The sequence below is a fragment of the Pseudomonas sp. WS 5059 genome, from assembly GCF_012985525.1.
Lineage (GTDB): Bacteria > Pseudomonadota > Gammaproteobacteria > Pseudomonadales > Pseudomonadaceae > Aquipseudomonas.
In genome coordinates, this window is record NZ_JAAQWO010000015.1 from 1 (window position 1) to 19,873 (window position 19,873).

Consider the following 19,873-nt stretch of genomic DNA (forward strand, 5'->3'; position numbering starts at 1 on the left):
TTCTTTTCGGTCACTTGTTTGACCGCCTGGATTTTGAATTCTTCGGGATATCGCTGGTTGCTCATGGCACCTCCTAATGGGCCTCATTTTAAGGCTTGGAGGTGTCTACGAAACTAGGGGCGATTCATGTTCTAGATCATGCCTACCGATGTAAGGAATGCATAGCCAGCTAGGAAGCCAGTGCAAGGCCAGAAAGCATAGAATTGAATGTTGGCGCTCAATTGATTTTTCATTGTGTTCAAGAGGGTTAACCCTCTTCCTCCAAGCGATTAATTTCGATAATAACGCTCTGCATATTCTCGATCGCGGTTTCGGCGGCTTTTCGCGCCTTACCGAAGAGTATTTCCTTACCTTCAAGCAGGGTGTCCAAGCGATTATTTTCTCGACGAAGTTGCTTTGCTATGGAGTCGAAATCCTCACCCTCCGGTGCTTTTTGTCCCTGAAGTTTAAATTCCATTGCCTGGGTGTGCTTTGACATCAAGTCACGGACAACGCTACGTTGCCTGTCGCTTTGCTCGTCGAAACCGGTGATGCTGCCGAGAAACTTTACGACTGCTTTCGCACTGGCCAAGGCTTTAGGACCTACCTCTAATTTCCCTGGGCTTGTTTGTGCAGCTGCCTGGTCAGCTTTCCCTCCAGGGACATCATGATTTTTGGATGGAACATTGTCAGCATCTGCCTGGTGATCGGGAGTCTGTCCCGGGATATGCTCAAAGCTCTGCACCTGCTTCTGAAGAGAGCGCACGTCGCTACCTGGCACCTCGTTTGTAGTGTTTGCATCATCGACGACAAATCCTGACGCGGTGTTGCTATCCACCCCAAAGAGGTTAGGGCCAAAATCCATAACGGTATCGTCCTGGGACGTTTGCATCTGGGTATTCCTTTCAGTGCGGGCTTTGATCTATCAAAACACCTGGCCAGAAAATCCCAACCTTCATGGTTCCTCAGCGTATTTGGATTGCATTTTGACCTTAACCCGGGGTTCAAGTCTTTTCGCTATATCTACTACAAAGGCCAAGAATTGAAGATCTAGCCCTTCTTCAACCTCATTCATGATGTCGTCAGCAACACCCTCTGCCTCTCGCCCAAAATGCATGCCGGCATCAGCCATTTCGAAAAGCAATTGAGCTGCAGGTTTTCTTTCCAATGTATAAAAAGCCTCCGACTCTTGTTCTCTAGCTGCTACCAGGTTACGAGGAGTGTCAGGAGGCTCTGCATCGTCCTCGACTTCAAGTGGTACTGGAGGAGGCAAGGAACCCGATTTATCTGTTGGCGGGACTACCTTCTTGGGGGAACCAGTTGTTGCCCTGCCCTCTTCCCTCATATCTTTAGCTGCTTTACGAATCGCCCTGGGCCCGCGGCTACATAACTCTTGCTGTGTTTCTTTCTGCAGCTTGGCCACCTGCTCAGCCGCAGAGACGCTGACTTCGCCGGCCTTCACTGCATCCAGTAACTCTTGGGTGCCGTTCCGGACAACTTTACAAGCTGAGGATACCGAGCGAGGACTGATACCTAACACTTTAGCTGCCTGCTCAATAGCCATTTTAGCCGCTTCCAACTCTTGCCCCGCAGCTTTCTCAAGATCAACCGTTATGGCACTACTCCCGCGTAGGGAGGAAAGCTCGGCAGCAATCAGTGCACGCTGTGCAATAGTGAGCTGCCGGCGATACAGGTTGAGGGAGAGGACGTAACCCAGGGCATCATCTCCCGTGAACTCCTCTCTCATGGGTTCGATCAGCAGATCCTTGCAAACTCGATAGCGATTACGGCCATCAAGGATCTTCCCTTCGTAAAGAACGATCGGCTCGCGCTGCCCGTTAGCATCGATGTCATCAAGCAAGGCCTGGTACTCATCACCAACAATTAGCGGAAACAGTTGAGCGTAATCGTGAAACTCCAAATCTACGTTTTGCATATGCAGCTTCTCGTTCCATGTTCTATCAAGAAACGATAAACCGGGTAAAAATTGGAATGACGCTTTTTCAAGTCGTTTTCACGTCTGATTTTGAGTGGCGTTGTTATCCGTCAGTATAAAATCCAAGGCAAAAAAAACCCTGCCGTTTTAAGCAGGGATTGTGATTGCCAATATTTCTGGAGAACATTAAATCACTATTAAATCTTCTCTTGCAGTTGGCTTATCAGTTCCTCAAGAGCCTCTTGATCTGGCTGTGTATCAACGAATCTAAGCGTTTTATCTGAAAGGACTTCCATGACACCCCACTTCAGTTCGTGTAAATCCTGGCCCGGCTCCGGTGGAGTCTCCCAATAGGGAAAGCTTCTGACTACATGAGGCGGAATCTTTGTGATCATGGCTGAATCTCAGTATTTTCTGTCAAGGCAAAGGCTGAATGCTAATCGGTGTATAAATATACAGTCCTGATTCACCACTAAAAACAGCGTCAAAAGTACGTCATTTCCAGCTCGTAAATGACTTGCAGAACGGCAACACCTATAAAAGTTGTCTCATAGCACAGCATAAGCTAGGGCCATGCCTACAGCAAACATTAGGACTGCACAGACCGTTTAAGACTTGACAAGTTTCATTAATTTGATGCTTTTTTTCAATTGCTCAGACCACCGGCGCCTTGATCCATCCAATGGTTCCATAGCGGCCTGGCTATCTAAAGCATAGGTGATTACCGGAATCTCTACCCCCGCAGCTAAAGGTTATCCATAAAGCAACTTGGTTAAACCTTAGGCCTATGCGCCAGGCTTCCGGCTAATGCTACACGCGTATTCCATCCAGGGCAGCATATCGACATACAGATCTGGTTACTCAAATCTGAAGTCGAGGTCGTTTACTGGCAGGCATTCATAGCCACCTTAGGGCTAAGCCAACCTTGCCTGTATGCCTCTGCCATCGCCACTTTGAGCTCTGGGATAGATGAGATATCACAAGACACCGTGGGTTTCTTGCCCCCATGGTCTGTGGGCAGTTCCAAGATCACCTGCAGGGGGTCGTTCAGCGAGACCTGGAATCTTATGCTCGGAAGACCGGCGAAGGTCACACAAATCTTCGCCTGGTGCAGTTCGGCGTAAGCTTGCCGTGCCTCCCCTTCATGCTCATACGCCAGAGAGACGTGGTGTTTGGTTGAATTGGTCATAAATAATCCCTGGCGTTTGGTCTACGCAAATTTGCGTGACGCTTAGTGCTTTGTTTTGGGCCCTCGCCTCGTTGCGTATGAACCGATCTTCACTGCTCAGCATGTGTATCCGAGCAGGAGCAGAGCACTTCAGCCAGTGTTCTGCTATCACTGAAAACAACTCGATACGGCTCAGGCCGAGCAAATGCTCAGGCTCGATCTTGGGTAGCTGTTCGAAGGTGGTGAATCGAGTTTGCGGTTGCACCACTCTGTGTTTTGGTTGCGCGACTGCGGTTGCCATATATCCCTATCTCGAAGTCTAAAAACCATATTCTGTCATGGCACTTTGCCTTCGTGTTCATGTTTTCAGACTGAATTATCGTCTGAAATATGCAGTTACAATGGTTTTGAGAATCATTCACTAGAGATCAGAGAACGGTCAATTCCCTTTAGAAAGGTCTCAAACTGTTCGGCTAAGCGTTTAGCATCAACGGATTTTTCGCAGCGAACCTCAACTTTTTTCCCTTCAACACGAACTCGACCTATCCCGCTGATCTCGGTATCGGTGAACTTGTTAGTCGGATTTTTCTGGTTCAGGGCTGCAATTTCCTTAGCCAGCCACCTCAGTGCGTGCTCCTGACTCCACTTTTGATCTCTCATTGCAGTTACAGCTTTAAGAAGTAATTCTGGAGCTGTACTGCTGAACTGAACAAAATCTTTAGCCCATTTTCCGCCGATCAGCGACGGTATCTCGTCCAGAATCAGACGTACCGCTTTCGGAAGCTCCATAAGCAGCAGGCATCTACTAATCACCGAGTGATTTACCCCTACTCTCCTTCCCAAACTTCGAATCGAACGCTCACCTTTTGATTCCAATATCGAAGAATAAGATTTTCCTCGCTCGTATTCAGTGAGTGTTTCCTGGCCTTCGTTGTCCGTCAGTGCCAGGATTTGTGCCATAGAGTCATCCAACTCGCGCACATGTGAGGTAATAGTATCCCGGCCTAGTAGTTTGTGAGCCCTCCATCTACGCTCACCTCCAATTAGCTCAAAAGATCCATCTCCTAATGGCCTGACAGTAATAGGCTTGACCAAGCCAACTGATGCAATGGAGTTGGCGAGTTCCTCAATTGCAGTTTCACTGAACGTGAGTCGAGGCTGAAATGGAGATACACGTATTAGCTCTGTGCGAATTTCAGCGATCACCCCACTTCCTATAACCAGGTTACTGGTTTCTGTGATTGCCTGAGCATTTGCAGACACTACTGCAGTTTCGTGTCCAACCGGCGGATTGCCTCCGGATTCTGACTGTTTCTGAGCAAGCATTTCTCTTACCGAAACGTTCAAGTTGGGTTCTGGCAATTCTGCTGGCGCTCGTTTTACTCCTGACATCCAGCTTGGAGCTTTTTTTGGATTACCAGGGAAATCCTCTGACTTAGCCATTTCTTCTCCTTCAATCAACCTTGGTCTTGTCCAATTTCCTTTCGGGTGGTGCTCGGAGCACCAGTACCCCAGTTATCTCAAGTGGTGCTCGGAGCACCAGTCTCCTGAAATGTACAGTGGTGCTCGGAGCACCATTTACTGGGATGCAAATTCTCGAACCTTTTGAAGGATCTCGCTGAATACAGATCGCATAGAATCAATGGATTTGTTGGTTGCACCCTTCCAGACAATCAGCGGGACACCTTGATCTAACGCCTTGCCGTAGTCTTCTGAATAGTAGAGCTTTTCCTCAGCAACCCGTCCTGGAAACAGATCGTTCAGAACAACTAGGTTGTTCAGAATACGTTTGCGGTTACGAATGAACATCGTCGGAATCGCCAAAACAACCGGAGAACGGCGGTAAGCCTTCGCGAAACGAACCATCCATTCATTCAATCGCATCAATGCGCGGAAAGAGAACTTATCCATCCGGACAGGGCAAATAACGAAGTCACTTGCGACAATAGAGTTTTTAGTCAGGCGAGAAGCAGTAGGGGCATTGTCAAAAAGGATGACGTCATAGTTCGACGTATCAATGCCCTCGATCTCACCGTTTCGCGCGCGCTCCAACCAATCGGCGTACCAGAAATCCATATTATTCTCGGCGTCCAACGCGACAACTAGATCCTCAAGATATGCATCAGCAGGGATAAGATGAGGACCGTTTTCACCGAATGGTTTCTTCACAACCTGCGCAAAATTCAACGGTTCAAATTGCCTACCTCTGAGTTCGGGGCTCAGCAGGTTACCGAGGTTGCCATCAACATATCGGTCTGGCGGTATACCCATAGTTTCAAGGTCAGTTCTTGACAAATCTGGGTCATATCCCAACTCACTTGAGGAATCGCCCTGGGGATCGTTGTCGATGATTAGAACTCGGAGCCCTTGCATCTGAAGGGAGATGGCCAGGTTAACCGTCACTGTGGTTTTGCCTGTACCACCCTTAGGAACAAAGGTCGAAATCACCACTTGTCGTGATAAACCTTTGGCTTGACCTTTTGCTCTGCGTATCGCTGCAATGTCAAAGATGTCACTCAACGTGTAAGCGCGAGTAGGGACTGTTCCGCGTTGAATCCTACGGATTTCAAGACCGTTTTCATCTTCAATATCTTGCAGGCGACGAGTCGTTAATCCGAAGCAATCGGCCGCGAATTTAGGTGGGTAGAGGAGGGTGGAAAAATCGGTGTAATAGACCGATTCCTCTTCAAACTGCTCGCTTGACTGCTGCATGAAATTCCCTGCATGTGTTGAATACAGGTCAATCATAATCCTTAAAGCTGCTTTTTCAAGGAGAAAACACGGTACAGGGCTTTTTTAGGCTACTGAAACCGAACCTATGCACGTTTTTTTGAGCATCAAGTTCGGCTTTATTTCGGTTTTTGATTGCTTAGCCCGAATTACTGTTCAGGTGAAAAGGGGAGGGGAGACTACTGTTCTGGCTAAGCGTACTGTTGTTGAGCCAGGGTACGGGCGCGTTTGAAGTCTGCGCTGATGTAGTTGACTGTGAACTGAGAATCAAGAGGATGCGATTCAACAATCACCTCAGTCGTCCCGTACCTGAAAAAAATGTCCTCAGATCCTAGGCTCGATTGATCGCCAGTCATCTCAAGCTTGCTTCGCAAGCCTTCCACAACCTCTTCCAGATGTAGCTTGTCTGCTTTTACCGTAGCTACGTCTAGCACTCCCTTTGCGTTAAAGGCTAACTGGATGTCAGTAATACCCTCCATATTGATCTCCCACTCCGAAAGATTGAGTACGGGGCCACCCGTGTATGACGTACCAATCTTGTCAATAATGGTGTAGTGCTGCTGAACGTCGATGATCGTTGTAACGCCTACGGATAGACTTGCCGGCTCCGGTGCAATAGCAGCCATGCTTATCAGATAGGCAGCTACACCAGCGAAAGCAGCAGTATTCATTGGGATCCTCCAGGTCATGTTCGATTGGGACATTTTCGCTTCCCGTACCTGAAGAATGTGCTGCTTTCGAACCGCATTAGCGTCTGAAAAGCGGGAGTCTCGATTTTTTGATTAACGCAGTCTCGAGCGTCATTTCTCACGTTCAGCAAATCAGCTTTTCACTTTTAAAAGCCTTTTAATTGTTTTTATCTTGTTGTTCTCTTGTTTTTAGAACGCTGCAGGCCTTGTATTACGGGGCTTCCAGAGCATCATCGACTACTAATTGCGGTAAAGCGACTACAGATTCAGGCTTTGCGACTAAGGATTACGGCTAATACGACTACAGATTCCGGCTGCAACGACTACGGATTGCGGCCGTTATCCACAGCCCAAAACTCCTAATTCTGTCTTGGTCTATCGACTACAAATTGCGGCTGAATGGGTGGGTCTTACCACGGCACCCAGTTTTTAGGTTTTGATTTCAGGACAATTCTCGCACTGAAATTGAACAGCCAGTCGAGATTTACTCAAAAAACTCGCTAATTCACTGATTTATATAGGATTTATTTATAATAGGACCTGTACTGAATCAGTAGGAGCAAATTTCGCTTTCCACGCATCGGTCGGTCGAAACAAAGCCAATACGACAGCAGTAGGACCCAATCGACTACAAATTACGGCTACGTCTGTGAGCGGCCAGTATGTGTCGACTACAAATTACGGCTGCCCAATGACGGCTTGAAAGCCACCGGGTCGGGCATCTGTATCGGCTATTGACTACAAATTACGGCTATCACAATGGTCAATATTCGATCATCGACTACAAATTGCGGCTAATGTTTGTTCTCTGAATCACTCGATTGACTACAGATTACGGCTACTCTCTATCGACTACGGATTCTACGTATTGTGTAAAAGTCTAGATTCGACATCGCTGAAACGCCCGTATTTGTTAGCTTTGCGTTGGAGATCGCGCCGCGGGTATCGACTACAACGCATTCTCGATGTAGGGTTTGGCAACCTAGCGTAGGGCCAGTCATGTCCAATTTATCCAAGCCGAACAAGTCAGAACCAAAGCAACTCAGGGTTACTAAATCCAACACGTTGATTACGGCCTCGTATCGGCTAACACTCAACGAACAGCGTTTGATCTTGGCGGCCATTAGCAAGCTTGATCCCAGAAGGCCCATGCCTAAAAAGGTGTCGGTGTCTGCTGCAGACTATTCGGATATCTATGGAGTACAGCTCCGACACGCGTACGAGCAGATGAAAGTGGCTGCGGATGAGTTGTACGAGCGAGATATAAAAACCTTCGATGGATCTGGCATGGAGCGGAAGCGATGGGTTGACCGCGCTAAGTACCTGGATGGAGAGGGCAGGGTAGAGCTGTCATTTACGATCCACGTCATGCCATACCTATCGATGCTTTACAGCAAAGTGACCAGTTATGACCTGCGGCGTGTTGCATGCTTAGACTCGATCCACTCATTCCGCCTATTCGAAATGCTCATGCAGTTCCGCAAAACCGGTTGGGCATACATAGAGGTCGAGTCTTTACGGGTTGCGCTCGGTTTATCGGAGGCCTACCAACGATTCAATAACCTTCGCCAACGGGTAATCGACCCGGCCGTTGCTGAGCTCAAGGCGAAAAGTAATCTGGATGTTAGCTATGAGTTGAAAAGAGAAGGCCGAAAAGTAATAGCCATCAAATTCACCTTCTCCGACCTGGCACAGCTTGCGCTTAATCTAGAACTAGAACCTGAAGATCTTCCACCGCTTCCCGATTTTGACCACGAAGAGGAAAGTGAATGGCTGCTCAGTAGGTCGCTCGGAGAAATAGCTGAAGCCCAGGAAGCAGGGCTTCTGTTCGAGGTGTCTCCCGATGGCGCTGAACTGCCTAGCTAACAAGCCGTGGTCATTTGACGACCACTTGCTGCTTGAGCCGGCAGTAAGCGCGTTCTCTACTCAGGTAGCTGGAGGAGGGTAGTGCTCAGTTACAAGGGACAACAGTGAAGAGACTTCGACGCCAATGGCTGACGTCTGCGCTGGACGCTCGTCCAGCTAATTTGAGTTCTTCGAAAATTAGCAGCGCAAACGACATTGCAGCCTCGTCATCTTCGTGAAGGTTGACGATTACGATCGGGAACCGGTCACCATCGTCAGAATCCGGCCGTGCAATTGCGACGGTCTGAATTCCCCAGGAGTTACCGTCGTCGAAGGGCTCCACAATAAATCGGATCAGACGGATGATCCTACCGTTACGAATCAACTGGATTAGGTCGCAACAGAACAAATCTGTTTGGTTCTGCGGACAAAGTCTGCTGGCTGTCATTCTGTAGCTGCTCCCTTGATGTGTCTGAATCCTGTCAGCACTGCATAGAATCCCAAACTTCACCTTTCACATTGGTATGAGCAGTTTTAAAGGAGTGCGGGTGCATTCTGTGCTCCTGGTTGGGAATGGTTGAACGGCTTCGTCATAGATCAACAGCGGGGGTGTGAAAATGTCGAAAGGAAATCGCCTGTTCCGGGGGCCTGAAAGTCATGCTGCGGAAAAACTATCCAGGGATGCACTAGCGCCATTTCTGAAAGATAGAGGCTACGTTGTCATTGACGACAAGCGAATTCAAACGGGCGTAGCCACGCAACAGTTCATCGTCACCCGCACTCCTGATGGCCAGGTACTGAGTATGCGCGTCCGACTGTGCTGGAGGCGCGATGGACGAAATCCCAACGAGAAGAACTACTCAGCGGCTCAACTGGCGGCGCATCTGCGGTCGGGCGGATGGGATGCGACACTGGAGCACATCACCACCCGAGACACAAAGCGTGGGCTCACTCACAATCTGCTTTTACAGCGTGACGGAGGCGCAATTATCTTTGCCGCGCTCATTCCTATCGAAAGTCTCCACGATATCTGGAACCGCCAGCGAGAAGTCAGCGATGACTTACAACGCCGTGGCTTGAAGGGGCGAGCTCGGAAGAATCACGCACAAAATGGCACTAGCCCGACCCTATGGTTGCAGGATGACCGGACACCTGACGGACACGAGGTCGCCGATGCGCTGTGGCAGTGGCCCGGTGTGATCGATTTAGCCCAGCTTACTCCCCATGCAGTGAGGCCGGTACTGGTCGATGACACCTATGATGACTGCCCGACGCCGGACTACTCGACTCTGGGCCGGGATGAAGGCGAGCGTGTGCCCGTGCTTCGTTCGGAGGTTCGTCGCGATCCGCATGTACGTCGAGCTGTACTTGAAAGGGCCGGGTTTGCGTGCGAGCGTGAGAGTTGTGGTAAGAGCCGGGACTTCCCTGGCTTCCTGGATGTTCATCACATCTTAGGGGCCGAGAAGTCAGATCGTGTTTACAACTGTGTGGCCTTGTGCCCGTGCTGTCACCGCGAAGCGCACTATGCACCATATGCGGATGACCTCAACATGCAGCTACTTACATACGCCAAGAGGTTCGGCTGAACCACTCCACAGTGTGAGGGCCTCTACACCTGTGGGGCCAATGGATTAAGCGGCGGGAGGCAGTCCTCAAACTGTGTCTGGATAACTCGCATCGGCTTGATGCAGCAATCATTGCCAGTGAGGATCGCCGCGAGCATCCCCGTCATTGTCATCAATCCGTTGGAGTTCCGCAGAACTTGCAGTACGAGTTGGGTAGGATAGCCCTCCAGGTGCCGACGCAGCGGGTGAATGCCGCTGTGCACATAGGAGTTCATCGCCGACCAGGAAACGTCTTTGAACTGGATCAGCATAGATGAAGCCCCGACCGGAGCCTTCTTCACGATAGCCTCCATCATCTCCCCAATTTGGGGGAGTTTATTGGCTACCCGCGCGCTTTCCTCTGTCAGCGGTGCCATGAGCTTTTGGATGGCCAGGTCACTCGCAGCGTACAACATCCACATTGCCTTGGTGTGAGCTTCAAACTGGAGGCGTAGCGTCGACATAGCGGTGGTTGGACTGCCATGCTCGAACAGGATGCGTAGTGCCTGAGCGTGTTCTAGGGCGATTCCACAGGCAATCATTGCAGCCTCAAACCGCTCGCCGGGGTATGTGGGTTCGTCTTCGAGCAGTCGCAGGATCTCAGCCTGTAGAACAGCCGAGCGGGTGAGCATTTCCTCAAGCGGCATATTGCACTTCACTTATACGGTAGACAAAACCAGTATAGGGGCTGCTGGAACAGCCTCAAGGCGTACTTTTTCCGAACTTTGTAGGTCCCCTCCATGGTGCATGCAATACCACCCCTTCACTTAGTTTCGTGTAAATGGACTCAATCCCCTCGACTCTGGTTAACATGGTTGAGTTAGGTCTTAGGGTTGCCTCGATAAGGCCCTGAGTGAAGGGGTGGTATTATGTGGGGATCGGTATGACTCAATCTATTGTCTTGGCGTTCGAACGTCTCACTGCCGCGGTGACTGCCTTAAACGCAAAGTGGCCATCCCTTGTAGTAGCGGGGAGGGCTTGGCGAATCCCGCTTCTATCAGAGCAAAAAACTCCTTCTAATATCGCAGTTCAAAGCATCACAGGAATGGAAGCCATTACGGCGGCTATAACGGCATTTGGAGAGTTCGAACGTGATCTTGGCCAGGCTCCAGGAACCGTTATGCGCTTACCTGGTTACTTCGTGCTGTCAGGGTCGGTACTGGAGGAGGGAAGGGCAGTGAACCGCTGCAAGACCGCCTTGATGGAAGCGATCGAAGCTGAACGGGAGCTTCGCAACGTTGCTGTCAGCCGCCGCTCTCACATCATGCGCCAAGCCTTGGGTAAAAATTTCTCTCTCAATCAGCTCAAACGGGCAATCCAGGTCTTTGACGCTGCGCCAAGACAGATCACTTTCACCTGGGCCGGCCACACCTCAGGAAAAGAGCGTGTGACTGTCGCGCACGCGCGCGAGCTGCTGCTCGAGGAAGCTCATGAGCGATCTATGGCCACCGGTGAGCCTGTAGAAAGTAGTCCGCAGTGGGTCGATCTGCGCAGCATCGCGAACATGGCTGAAACTGACTTATTGGATGTGCCAAAGCAAATCGCGCCGCATCCGCGGGCAATGCTGTGGTTTTCAGAGAGCAGCCGCTATGACGCAATGCTGCACGCTAACCTTCCGTTTTTCGTTTTGGATGGGCAAAGCGTTGCGAGGGTTGTTTCTCTCAAGAATTTTGACCGAGATCTACGATCGGCAAGACGCTTCGACATGAAACAGCGGACGCCGGCACTCCCAGGAGGTCGATTTTTTGTTGCTGCGCCCGAGGATGAATGTGGAGACCCGAAATCTGATGCAGTAGACGCCGTGACCTCGACTTACCGAGAGTCGATAAGAACGAAACCGGCCGACTGAAAAATCCAGAAATATCAATATGTTACAGTTCGTTGAATGGTTGTTATGTTAAACGACAATTACCAGAACGATTCTAATATCTAAATGGAATATGTTGCAGGAATGTATACCTATGAGTATCGAAACCACCCGAAAGCCTGCTCCGACGCTGTTAACTGAGCCGCTGACCCTGACCCTTGATCATCTGACGCTGGGCGATCTGAATGCCTACCGCCAGGCGACCCACGCCGAACAATGGCCACCAGCAGATCTGAATGGGGATGAGCGGAAATTCTACATCGAGCAGCAGCAGAAATTTGCGGCCGAAGCGGCATTGGGGCTGGCCCTATTCCTCAATGATCAAGTCGCACGGCAGCTCAGCGAGCCGATCGAGGAATAGTTCGGTGAAAACTCAATCAGCACATGATCAACACCCTTTGTTTCTTGCTGCGATGGTGCAGTTGATCGCCGATGTTCCTGCAGTTGTATGGATTGTTGCCGACTCGTGGGTGCGATGCGAGAACTGTGAGTACACGATTGGTGCTGACTAGCCTGCGACACGTGAACAGGTTTGCCAACTTCTGATAGACGCGGACTGGAACGCTCAGCAGTGGCTAAGCGACTGACCAAGGGAAGGAAACGTGTTCTTCACCGTCCTCACCGTCCGTTCGAAGCAGATCGAAATCAAAGCAGCTAGACGCTTTCGATGGCTACCCGGTAGGGACTTCTCCGCACCAGGTCACGTATTGATGAATTGGCTGGGTGTGATGGTGTTCACCGAGCCAGCCCGCCCAAAGCTGGATGCATAGGAAAATCAGAAAATGCCACGGAATAGCGAATACGGAAATATGCCGAAATATGCGTAGCTGGTAATGATTGCATGATTGCCGGTCGCAGGCACCTGGGTGAAGACAATGGAGGTGATGGCCTGCTCATAGCCCCTCCCGGGTTAGTCCGCTGAATGCGCTCAATATTCATACAGTCGCTGCCAGGTGTTGTCGGTTTCGAGTCGGTAATCGTGGGTTCGATAGTAATGTGCTGAAGATGTGAGCCATGCCTACACGACTATTTTGGCATAACATGTCGGTAAAATTTTCCGGCCCGCATGAGTCACGCTCTATCACCAAAAGCGCACCAGTCAAATAAGGACAAACATGAATATATGCAAGTGTTTGCAATGCAATACATGCGGAACGAAAATCGATTGCAGAATCGGCATGTCTAATAGAGATATACAGCCATTCCAGTTCGCCTGCCCAAATTGCGAAGAGCGTATTTCTTTCGTATTTGGTCAAGAAGATGGTGAGTTACGTGGCGCCAATGAGTTGATCATAAAGCCTAATGAACTTTTCAATGGCGAAAACCCATTTATTGATCTCCATCTAGACTTCCCCGTCTACTTTGGGAAATATGAAATGGGCATGACAACTTTCATGAGGGTAACAAGGGAAATAAGCTTAGATGCTTACCGCCACTTGAATCTCCGCTTGGACATGTTGAACCGACTCTATCCAATGCAGCATGATTTGAGAAGTGTAATTACGCAATTCAAACGCGGAGACATAGATAGCTTTGAAAAAACCTGCGCCAGGTTACCTGGAGTCAATCTAAAATCGCATAAACAGCAAGATGTGCTAGCCGCTCTCTATTCAGCAACATCTATTATGTCATCGCCATTTACGATTCACGGAGTCAACGCCGAAATAAGTGAGGGAGCACCCCAGATATGCAGATGGTTACATGAAAGCCACCCGGACAAAACGCTGGAATTTATCGAAGAAATTCTAGCCAATGAATTTCTCAGAAATCTGCATAATGATTGCCTATCCCTTTATCCCAAGCTAATTTCTATGGATTTGCCGTTCAGATCAGCCTTTTTTTACGACTACGCGGACAACGATAATATTGGCCGTAATCCTGCCAGAATCTCTACCGCTGACTTCGATGTTTGCAGCAATTATTACAAAGATTTGTCTGAGGTTTTCGCCCGTCAACTTACTTTCTTGGCGGGCTTGAACAACCTTATGAAACGTGGGGATAGCGACCAATTCGAGCCCTCCCTTAAAGTGACTACGCTGGGTAAAGCAAGGCTAGATCTGGTTTCTTTGAATGCGTTCGCTAACGTAGACCTAGGAAACAAACTACGCTTTATCGACGATTGTTTTTACAAAATAGACACATCAGCAATTGATAACAAGCTAAGAAATGGCATAGCTCATTACAAGTACGACTACAAAGAATCAACGCAAACCATTACTTACTACCCTAGCAGAGAAGGGATGAGTCGAGAGAAATACCACGAAACGTCATTTATGGAGTTCATGAGGAAGTCTCTATTACTCTTTAGGGAAGTTCATAACGTGAATCACATCATCAAGGCGGTGCTTTTTTATTGTGTATTGATTCTGAAAAAAGAGATATAAATTAACGTCAAAATCTATGTTAGGAGTGAAAAAACCCAAGCATGGCTTGGGTTTGAATGAGCGCTAGGTGACTAGGTTCTAGGTTTTTTGAATGACCTATTGTTCATCGTTTTTCTTCGGGATTATCCATTCCCTCCGGCCTGTCGGGAGTAACTGCATTCTTCGGAAAAACTCCAGCCGAACGTAACTCAGCCTCGATCAAATCGTTGCGACGCTTCATTTGCTCAACGATCCGTTCGCCAACCCAAAAAAACCCAATTGCTATAGCCATGAGCCCTATCCAGATTTGCGTACTTGCTACTATTTCCACCGAGCACCTCATTTTAGTCGGGCGTTTAAATCATTACGTTGAACCGCAGCTGTCGCAGATTCAGTGAAGCTTAGAGGTGGCCATTTTGGCAGTTTCCTCGCTCAATTTGACTATGCTCTCAGCATTTCACATGGCTTACAAAACCCAAGCCCACATCCAGTCCGTGCTGCATTGCAATCACGCTTTGGGGGGAAATGGAGGTATATCTTTTCCTTTCGGATCAGCCGCGGCATTCCATGACCACCACCCTGCATCACCGTACTCCTGGTTGTACCAAGCTGTTTTAATGGCCTTCCGTTCTAGGTAGACAGGAGTGCTCATGCCGAACACTTCCAGGGGAAGATCTTTGCCCGTATCCAAAAGCCAGAAGTCAGGAAAAACCTCACTTTCATCAGCGTCATAACGCAATGGTTTATCAAAGCTGCGGCCGGATGCGTGGAGTTTGCTCTCTATCACGGCTTCGTAATCTGAATCGACGGGAATCCAGCGTTCAGTTACCTGCATCAGCGCCACCTCAACGACATCAACTCGCGAAAATGACTCTCCTTTAGGCGGCGTGACTTGAGCCACAGCGATAACGCGACTTCCACGTTTCCATGCGGAAAGCTCTCTCTCGAATCGGCGGGCGGCAGTTGCCCAGACTGCCGGCGGCAAATTCAGCATGGGCATGCCGAACGGCCCGGCCAGCGGTAATCTGCTGATGTCTCCAGAATGGCGTTCAGTGTTATATCGAGCCAGCGGCGATATTGCGAGGAGCCGGAGATCCCGGGTCATCGCCGAATTGGCGACCGCCAGGTTGCGAGCTGCCCCCTTACTGTCCTTTTGCGCACCCAACAAAAGCACTCCACTCAACTTCATACGGCTTGCTGCTACACGTTCTGCAGCCTGAAGAAGCGCGTAGTTCACAATGCCACTGTTGCGTTTGCCCTCCATTGCTGGATACCAAGTAGATAGTCGTGACTCGGACCAAAGCAGATGAAGAAGTCCGAGCAATGTCATGGCTGGTTTGCTCTTCCCTGGTGCTCTATTCAGCGTCGTGCTTTCTCTTTCCTCGGATTTAGGATCCTGAACACGTATGCCCCGGGCCAGGCGTACCCGAATACTGCCATCGTCACCCTCCTCCACCACGCCAGCCGCATACCCTTGCATACCGGAGCGCTCCGGTGCTGGCGCATAGAAGCGACAATCGTTCGAGTGTTCGTGACCTGTTCCGCCGAAACGCGCCAGATGAAAACCGTCGCTCCCCTCACGTCGCTTGATCGAGAGTTTTCGGGCACCGCTGCTTGGGCACTGGCAAGTTGCATGGTTGCCGTAGGCCTTCTCCAGGACGGATTTCCAGGGTACTGCGTACTGCAGTTCTGTTTGGAATTCCGGTGAATAACGTGTCCCAGAGATGAGAATCGGATATCGACGGTTGAGCATGATTTTTTTCTCCTGATAAGGGTCAGGCTATAGCGCGCGGCCGGCTAGCGTAAGTCGCGTCAGCACGATTCGCTAGAATCTGAATATGGAGGTCCACAAGAAATTCGTGTCCACGATCTGGAGTCATGAGTGCAACTCCAAACAGTTCGTTTGCTGCAATGCTTCCGCCGGTCCCGTGAAAGCTTTCTTTTCCCTCTATCATGGAAAATATCCCCTCGAGATAACCTGTCTCAACCGCGTCAGCAGATAAATTCGGATTTGTGAGTCCGAAAACTTTGCCCGTTGGCCACTCCAGGTCCCCAAGTGGGGGAAGGTTCTCCAGTGCCCAGTAGCCGGTGCGTTTGACGGCTCGTGCGAGCTCGTAGTGCTTCTGGTCACTCTGATACCAGCCCCCAACCGAATGGAGCTTTTGCCGTGCCTGATCCAGACGATCAAGCTGTACGGCGCGAATAGAGCGCTCGTATTCAGGAAGGTTGTCAAAGCCATCGATCCAAATCGGGACAATGCGTAGCGCCTCCCAACGCAGTAAACAGCGCATAAGTGATGAGCGACTGCCATTCATGAAGACTTCGCCTGGCTGCACCAATTGGTTGTCGCTGTTGTACAGGCCAACTAGGCAGTTTTGGTGGAGCCAAATATTTCGCTGAATGAAGTCGTAGATTGCTTCAGCATTGTGCAGGAGCGGGTCACTACCGACAGGGCCACTAAGTGTCTGGTGCGAGAGGGTGACCATGTGCCGGTCAATAAAGTACGGCCTCATTTTACCGAGGGCGCAGAGACTACGGATTTTCATTAAGTCGAAGCCTCCTAATTCATTCACACAGGAGGCTATCGCCAGGGAGGGACCAAAAGATTCGTTTTCAGGACGCTGGAGCGACAGATTTACTTGCGTCGTCCCGATCCACCCACAACAAACTCCTCATCAGATCGGCATTATCCCAAGGGAAAAGAGCATCCCAACCAAGGAGCCAGTCAGAACTGAAAACGAGAAGGTGAGGTCGCGGAGCATTCGATGTTTCTTGCTCATCCGTCGCGTCAGCACCGCTCCACAACATGCACCGACCAGCAGCCAGCCGAGAAAAATAGCCACTTTTATCTTGAGGTCGGACATTGCAATGACTGCATATGATTCCGAGGAATCAGCGAGTGCATATGAAACTGGCATAGCGATGAGTGCCAGAACGAGAGCGGATTTTTTCATTCAATTTGAGCAGACGTCTGCTCCCCCTACTTGTGAAGCAAGAAATATATCTACTCCCCCCGAAGTTGGTTCCTGCTTTCAGCCACTATTTGCGCCCGAATTTAACGACACCCTTAGCGCTTGGGATTTTCCGTGAATGAGGGAAGCTGAACTCATTGCAAACACGGAGTTTAGCCAAGTGAATCAGCAACTAGCCCAAATCCTCCCCCTCGGCCGCATCCGCAGGAACCCGCAAATTGACCCGCGCAAAGGCCGGAAGAAGTCCGCTTATGAGCAACTGGTGCGTTCTATCAGTGCCAAGGGCATTATCCAGCCGATTCTGGTGAGGCCAGTAAGCGATGACCCGAACTTCGACCATGAGGTGGTCGCAGGCAACCGGCGCTGGACGGCGGCCCACGATGCGGGCTTGATCGAGGTTCCCGCCCTGATCCGTGCTATGAGCGATCAGGAAGCGCGGTTGATCGCCGCACTGGAGAACCAGGTGCGGGCGGACCTGACACCAATAGAAGAAGCCCAGCATGCCGTAATCTTGCTGGAGGACATGGCCAACGACCACTTGGCGGTGATGAAGGCGCTGGATTGGTCTAGAACCAAGCTCGACAGCCGTCTGCTGCTGGCCCATGCCTGTGATGAAGTTGCCGATGCCTTGCTGGAGGAGCAGATCAAGATTGGGCATGCCGAATTGCTATGCCGTCTCCCCGCTTCCGATCAAGCGGGCATTCTGTTGAAGATCATCGAGAAGAACTATTCAGTCGAGCAGACCAGAGCACGCCTGTTAGAGCTGACGCGGGATGTTTCGACTGCGCGTTTTGATACCACGGAATGCCGGAGTTGCATCCACAACTCGGGCGCGAATGCTGATTTGTTCGAAGCAAGCCTTGGGGCGTCTCGCTGCCAGAACTCCGTCTGCTGGAACCGGAAGACCGAGCAGCTAATTTCTGTTCGGTTGATTGAGGCGCAAGAGGAGCACGCGGTAGTTCACAGCGAGCTAAATCTCGCCAAGGACTCATACGTCAAGCTCGTAGCACGGGGTGATGATGGTGTAGGAGAACAACAGGCAGCGGCATGCGCTACCTGTGCAAGCTTCGGCGCAGTGGTCACGGTGTCGAGGGGGCGCGAAGGCGATGTGATCGGTGGCATGTGCTTCAACAAGCCTTGCCACAAGGAGAAAACCGCCGTGTACAAAGCCGCACTAGCCTCCTTATCGAACACAGCACCATCCACATCTGCCGGGACCGCTGCCGGGGGAACACCGGCCAAGCCGAAAGCCGCAAGCGCTAAGCCCACCCAGGTGAAGAAGTCAATACGCCGTGTCGCCTTCGACCTCTACGCTCGTATGAGCAAGCAAGCTGTCCTCAATGATCGCTCGCTAGCGCTGGCAGTTGCCATCGTCAGCATGTACTTCGAAATGCGCAGCGACCTCAAGAGTGAGGTGCGCGCACCGATGGAGAAGGCGATGGGCGTCACAAGCTCCCTGATGCCAACGGCCCGCGCCGATGCCGAGATTCGGCTTGCGCAACTTGGAGAGGAGAAACTCCTCACTTTCATGGGAAGCATGGCTGCCGCCTCGCTATTCCGCACAGATAACGCAGACGCATTTGAGAAGTCTGTTTCGGGTGCTCAGTCGCTCAAGTTCATGGAGTACGCCCAAGTCGATCCGGCCAAAGGTTTCGCCATGAACGAGACCTATCTCAAGGCTCAGGTGAAGGCGGGCATCATCGAAGATTGCAAGCGCTCAGGCTTTGCCACCGCCTACAACGAGGTGAAGGGCGAAAAGGCTTTTGAGGGGCTGACCACCGGCAAGGCAAGCGTTCTGATCGACGCAGTGTTGGCCTTCAAAGAGTTCAACTGGTTGGGTTATTTGCCGCCTGCGTTAGAACTATCGGTACAGGGCGGGAAGAAACCCGCTCCCCAGCAGTCCGAATCGACCCAAGCCTGACAGGGAGCATCATCATGCAATCCACGTTTTTATCCGTTATGGCCGCTGCATTGGCGGGCACTCAACACCGCGTCAATGTCGCCATCGAAAACGCGTCCGCCGACACGTTGAAGGTGATGATTACCGCTGACCTCGGCCCCACTCCTGAAAAGGCATCGGAACCCGAAGTGCAGCTTCGGGCCGCCATGTGCCGCCCGCTGATCTTGGTAGGAAGCGCTTTAGAAATCGAGGAGGCGCTGATGAAGCGCCTCACCCAGCAAGTCCAGGCCCTGAATGAGGGTATGAGCCTGCTGGAGCAAATCCGCTCGATTGGTGCGACCGTACAGTCGAAAGCTACCGTGCCAGCTCCAGTGGAGGCAGAACCGGCTGACCTTGACATTGAGCCAACTGGAACCGATGCACAGGTAGGAGGTGGTTCGGGTGCATCGAGCAACTCAGACGAGCCTACCCTGAACCTCGCGGGCTCTTTCTAGGAGTTGGACTCATGGCACTTATTGAAATTTCTCTCGCCCGCGTTTTCCGCTACGGCGGACGCGACCTCGCCGATCCGCAGCCCGACATGGCAGTGACTGACGTGCTGAAACACTATGCCCGTCAGTTCCCAAAGCTTAACGGAGCGAAAATTATCGACCCCATTGTGGAGAATGACAGCTATGTCTACGAGTTCCGAGACGGCGGATTCGGCGCAAAAGGTTGACCCACTCGAAGTCCTTAAGGCGTGGGAGCGTGGCGAAATCGATCGCCACCTCCCATCCGGTATCGAACCCGATTGTTTAGACCACCAGCAGAGACAAAGGCT

19 protein-coding genes are annotated in these 19,873 nt (G+C 50.8%); 8 read left to right on the forward strand and 11 right to left on the reverse strand.

Going from position 1 to position 19,873, the window contains the following annotated elements:
• Window positions 1-247: 247 nt before the first annotated feature.
• From HBO12_RS27800 to HBO12_RS27825, 6 genes are all read right to left on the reverse strand, one after another.
• Window positions 248-871: a hypothetical protein gene (locus HBO12_RS27800; RefSeq protein ID WP_169899438.1), complete on the reverse strand. Its 624-nt coding sequence runs from the start codon at window positions 869-871 to the stop codon at window positions 248-250.
• A gap of 63 nt (window positions 872-934) precedes the next feature.
• Window positions 935-1,915 carry a ParB/RepB/Spo0J family partition protein gene (locus tag HBO12_RS27805; RefSeq protein ID WP_076965369.1) on the reverse strand — a complete coding sequence of 327 codons (981 nt, stop codon included), beginning with the start codon at window positions 1,913-1,915 and terminating at the stop codon, window positions 935-937.
• 883 nt (window positions 1,916-2,798) lie between these two features.
• On the reverse strand, window positions 2,799-3,104 hold the full coding sequence (locus HBO12_RS27810) for a hypothetical protein (RefSeq protein WP_076965345.1): 306 nt from the start codon (window positions 3,102-3,104) through the stop codon (window positions 2,799-2,801).
• Window positions 3,105-3,497: 393 nt separating this feature from the next.
• Window positions 3,498-4,526 (reverse strand): ParB/RepB/Spo0J family partition protein, encoded by a 1,029-nt coding sequence (locus HBO12_RS27815; RefSeq protein ID WP_076965343.1) that lies wholly within the window; start codon window positions 4,524-4,526, stop codon window positions 3,498-3,500.
• A gap of 135 nt (window positions 4,527-4,661) precedes the next feature.
• A complete protein-coding gene (locus tag HBO12_RS27820) occupies window positions 4,662-5,795 on the reverse strand; it encodes a ParA family protein (RefSeq protein WP_169990628.1) in 1,134 nt (377 codons plus the stop codon).
• 209 nt (window positions 5,796-6,004) lie between these two features.
• Window positions 6,005-6,484, reverse strand: a complete 480-nt coding sequence (locus HBO12_RS27825) for a hypothetical protein (protein ID WP_169899440.1) — start codon at window positions 6,482-6,484, stop codon at window positions 6,005-6,007.
• A 1,017-nt stretch (window positions 6,485-7,501) separates the two neighbouring features.
• On the opposite strand from HBO12_RS27825, the gene HBO12_RS27830 reads away from it, so the two are divergent.
• Window positions 7,502-8,368, forward strand: coding sequence for a replication initiation protein (locus HBO12_RS27830; protein ID WP_076965359.1), 867 nt, complete (start codon window positions 7,502-7,504; stop codon window positions 8,366-8,368).
• 596 nt (window positions 8,369-8,964) lie between these two features.
• Window positions 8,965-9,933, forward strand: a complete 969-nt coding sequence (locus tag HBO12_RS27835; protein ID WP_169899442.1) for an HNH endonuclease signature motif containing protein — start codon at window positions 8,965-8,967, stop codon at window positions 9,931-9,933.
• Between the two features lie 23 nt (window positions 9,934-9,956).
• Here HBO12_RS27835 and HBO12_RS27840 read toward each other — a convergent pair whose 3' ends face one another.
• Window positions 9,957-10,598 (reverse strand): DUF6988 family protein, encoded by a 642-nt coding sequence (locus HBO12_RS27840; protein ID WP_076964878.1) that lies wholly within the window; start codon window positions 10,596-10,598, stop codon window positions 9,957-9,959.
• 236 nt (window positions 10,599-10,834) lie between these two features.
• On the opposite strand from HBO12_RS27840, the gene HBO12_RS27845 reads away from it, so the two are divergent.
• The 3 genes from HBO12_RS27845 to HBO12_RS27855 all read left to right on the forward strand — a co-directional run bounded on the left by HBO12_RS27845 (window position 10,835) and on the right by HBO12_RS27855 (window position 14,202).
• Window positions 10,835-11,800 (forward strand): DNA replication terminus site-binding protein, encoded by a 966-nt coding sequence (locus HBO12_RS27845; RefSeq protein ID WP_076964880.1) that lies wholly within the window; start codon window positions 10,835-10,837, stop codon window positions 11,798-11,800.
• A 112-nt stretch (window positions 11,801-11,912) separates the two neighbouring features.
• Window positions 11,913-12,179, forward strand: a complete 267-nt coding sequence (locus HBO12_RS27850) for a hypothetical protein (RefSeq protein WP_047229587.1) — start codon at window positions 11,913-11,915, stop codon at window positions 12,177-12,179.
• Between the two features lie 817 nt (window positions 12,180-12,996).
• Complete coding sequence (locus HBO12_RS27855; RefSeq protein WP_230682645.1) at window positions 12,997-14,202, forward strand: hypothetical protein; 1,206 nt, start codon at window positions 12,997-12,999, stop codon at window positions 14,200-14,202.
• A gap of 103 nt (window positions 14,203-14,305) precedes the next feature.
• Here the strand turns inward: HBO12_RS27855 and HBO12_RS27860 are convergent, their stop codons facing one another.
• From HBO12_RS27860 to HBO12_RS27875, 4 genes are all read right to left on the reverse strand, one after another.
• Window positions 14,306-14,473 (reverse strand): hypothetical protein, encoded by a 168-nt coding sequence (locus HBO12_RS27860; RefSeq protein WP_154220689.1) that lies wholly within the window; start codon window positions 14,471-14,473, stop codon window positions 14,306-14,308.
• Between the two features lie 216 nt (window positions 14,474-14,689).
• Window positions 14,690-15,934 carry a DUF1173 family protein gene (locus HBO12_RS27865; RefSeq protein ID WP_169990627.1) on the reverse strand — a complete coding sequence of 415 codons (1,245 nt, stop codon included), beginning with the start codon at window positions 15,932-15,934 and terminating at the stop codon, window positions 14,690-14,692.
• 22 nt (window positions 15,935-15,956) lie between these two features.
• Window positions 15,957-16,727, reverse strand: coding sequence for a hypothetical protein (locus tag HBO12_RS27870; protein ID WP_038445905.1), 771 nt, complete (start codon window positions 16,725-16,727; stop codon window positions 15,957-15,959).
• A gap of 129 nt (window positions 16,728-16,856) precedes the next feature.
• Complete coding sequence (locus HBO12_RS27875) at window positions 16,857-17,045, reverse strand: hypothetical protein (protein WP_130898273.1); 189 nt, start codon at window positions 17,043-17,045, stop codon at window positions 16,857-16,859.
• A gap of 268 nt (window positions 17,046-17,313) precedes the next feature.
• Between HBO12_RS27875 and HBO12_RS27880 the strand changes: the two genes are divergently transcribed.
• The 3 genes from HBO12_RS27880 to HBO12_RS27890 are packed head-to-tail and all read left to right on the forward strand — an operon-like array spanning window position 17,314 to window position 19,771.
• The gene (locus HBO12_RS27880; protein ID WP_038448153.1) at window positions 17,314-19,074 is read left to right on the forward strand and encodes a PRTRC system ParB family protein; all 1,761 of its coding nucleotides are present in this window, start codon (window positions 17,314-17,316) and stop codon (window positions 19,072-19,074) included.
• Between the two features lie 14 nt (window positions 19,075-19,088).
• Complete coding sequence (locus HBO12_RS27885) at window positions 19,089-19,547, forward strand: hypothetical protein (RefSeq protein WP_038445900.1); 459 nt, start codon at window positions 19,089-19,091, stop codon at window positions 19,545-19,547.
• An 11-nt stretch (window positions 19,548-19,558) separates the two neighbouring features.
• Window positions 19,559-19,771 (forward strand): PRTRC system protein C, encoded by a 213-nt coding sequence (locus HBO12_RS27890; protein ID WP_038445898.1) that lies wholly within the window; start codon window positions 19,559-19,561, stop codon window positions 19,769-19,771.
• Window positions 19,772-19,873 lie beyond the last annotated feature (102 nt).

What these genes read in the sequence shown, in the direction of transcription:
- HBO12_RS27815 (WP_076965343.1), bottom strand. Translation starts at nt 4,526, where the DNA reads ATGGCTAAGTCAGAGGATTTCCCTGGTAATCCAAAAAAAGCTCCAAGC.
- HBO12_RS27820 (WP_169990628.1), bottom strand. Translation starts at nt 5,795, where the DNA reads ATGCAGCAGTCAAGCGAGCAGTTTGAAGAGGAATCGGTCTATTACACC.
- HBO12_RS27875 (WP_130898273.1), bottom strand. Translation starts at nt 17,045, where the DNA reads ATGTCCGACCTCAAGATAAAAGTGGCTATTTTTCTCGGCTGGCTGCTG.
- HBO12_RS27800 (WP_169899438.1), bottom strand. Translation starts at nt 871, where the DNA reads ATGCAAACGTCCCAGGACGATACCGTTATGGATTTTGGCCCTAACCTC.
- HBO12_RS27855 (WP_230682645.1), top strand. Translation starts at nt 12,997, where the DNA reads ATGTCTAATAGAGATATACAGCCATTCCAGTTCGCCTGCCCAAATTGC.
- HBO12_RS27850 (WP_047229587.1), top strand. Translation starts at nt 11,913, where the DNA reads ATGAGTATCGAAACCACCCGAAAGCCTGCTCCGACGCTGTTAACTGAG.
- HBO12_RS27840 (WP_076964878.1), bottom strand. Translation starts at nt 10,598, where the DNA reads ATGCCGCTTGAGGAAATGCTCACCCGCTCGGCTGTTCTACAGGCTGAG.
- HBO12_RS27890 (WP_038445898.1), top strand. Translation starts at nt 19,559, where the DNA reads ATGGCACTTATTGAAATTTCTCTCGCCCGCGTTTTCCGCTACGGCGGA.
- HBO12_RS27885 (WP_038445900.1), top strand. Translation starts at nt 19,089, where the DNA reads ATGCAATCCACGTTTTTATCCGTTATGGCCGCTGCATTGGCGGGCACT.
- HBO12_RS27830 (WP_076965359.1), top strand. Translation starts at nt 7,502, where the DNA reads ATGTCCAATTTATCCAAGCCGAACAAGTCAGAACCAAAGCAACTCAGG.
- HBO12_RS27835 (WP_169899442.1), top strand. Translation starts at nt 8,965, where the DNA reads ATGTCGAAAGGAAATCGCCTGTTCCGGGGGCCTGAAAGTCATGCTGCG.
- HBO12_RS27845 (WP_076964880.1), top strand. Translation starts at nt 10,835, where the DNA reads ATGACTCAATCTATTGTCTTGGCGTTCGAACGTCTCACTGCCGCGGTG.
- HBO12_RS27805 (WP_076965369.1), bottom strand. Translation starts at nt 1,915, where the DNA reads ATGCAAAACGTAGATTTGGAGTTTCACGATTACGCTCAACTGTTTCCG.
- HBO12_RS27825 (WP_169899440.1), bottom strand. Translation starts at nt 6,484, where the DNA reads ATGAATACTGCTGCTTTCGCTGGTGTAGCTGCCTATCTGATAAGCATG.
- HBO12_RS27865 (WP_169990627.1), bottom strand. Translation starts at nt 15,934, where the DNA reads ATGCTCAACCGTCGATATCCGATTCTCATCTCTGGGACACGTTATTCA.
- HBO12_RS27870 (WP_038445905.1), bottom strand. Translation starts at nt 16,727, where the DNA reads ATGAAAATCCGTAGTCTCTGCGCCCTCGGTAAAATGAGGCCGTACTTT.
- HBO12_RS27810 (WP_076965345.1), bottom strand. Translation starts at nt 3,104, where the DNA reads ATGACCAATTCAACCAAACACCACGTCTCTCTGGCGTATGAGCATGAA.
- HBO12_RS27860 (WP_154220689.1), bottom strand. Translation starts at nt 14,473, where the DNA reads ATGGCTATAGCAATTGGGTTTTTTTGGGTTGGCGAACGGATCGTTGAG.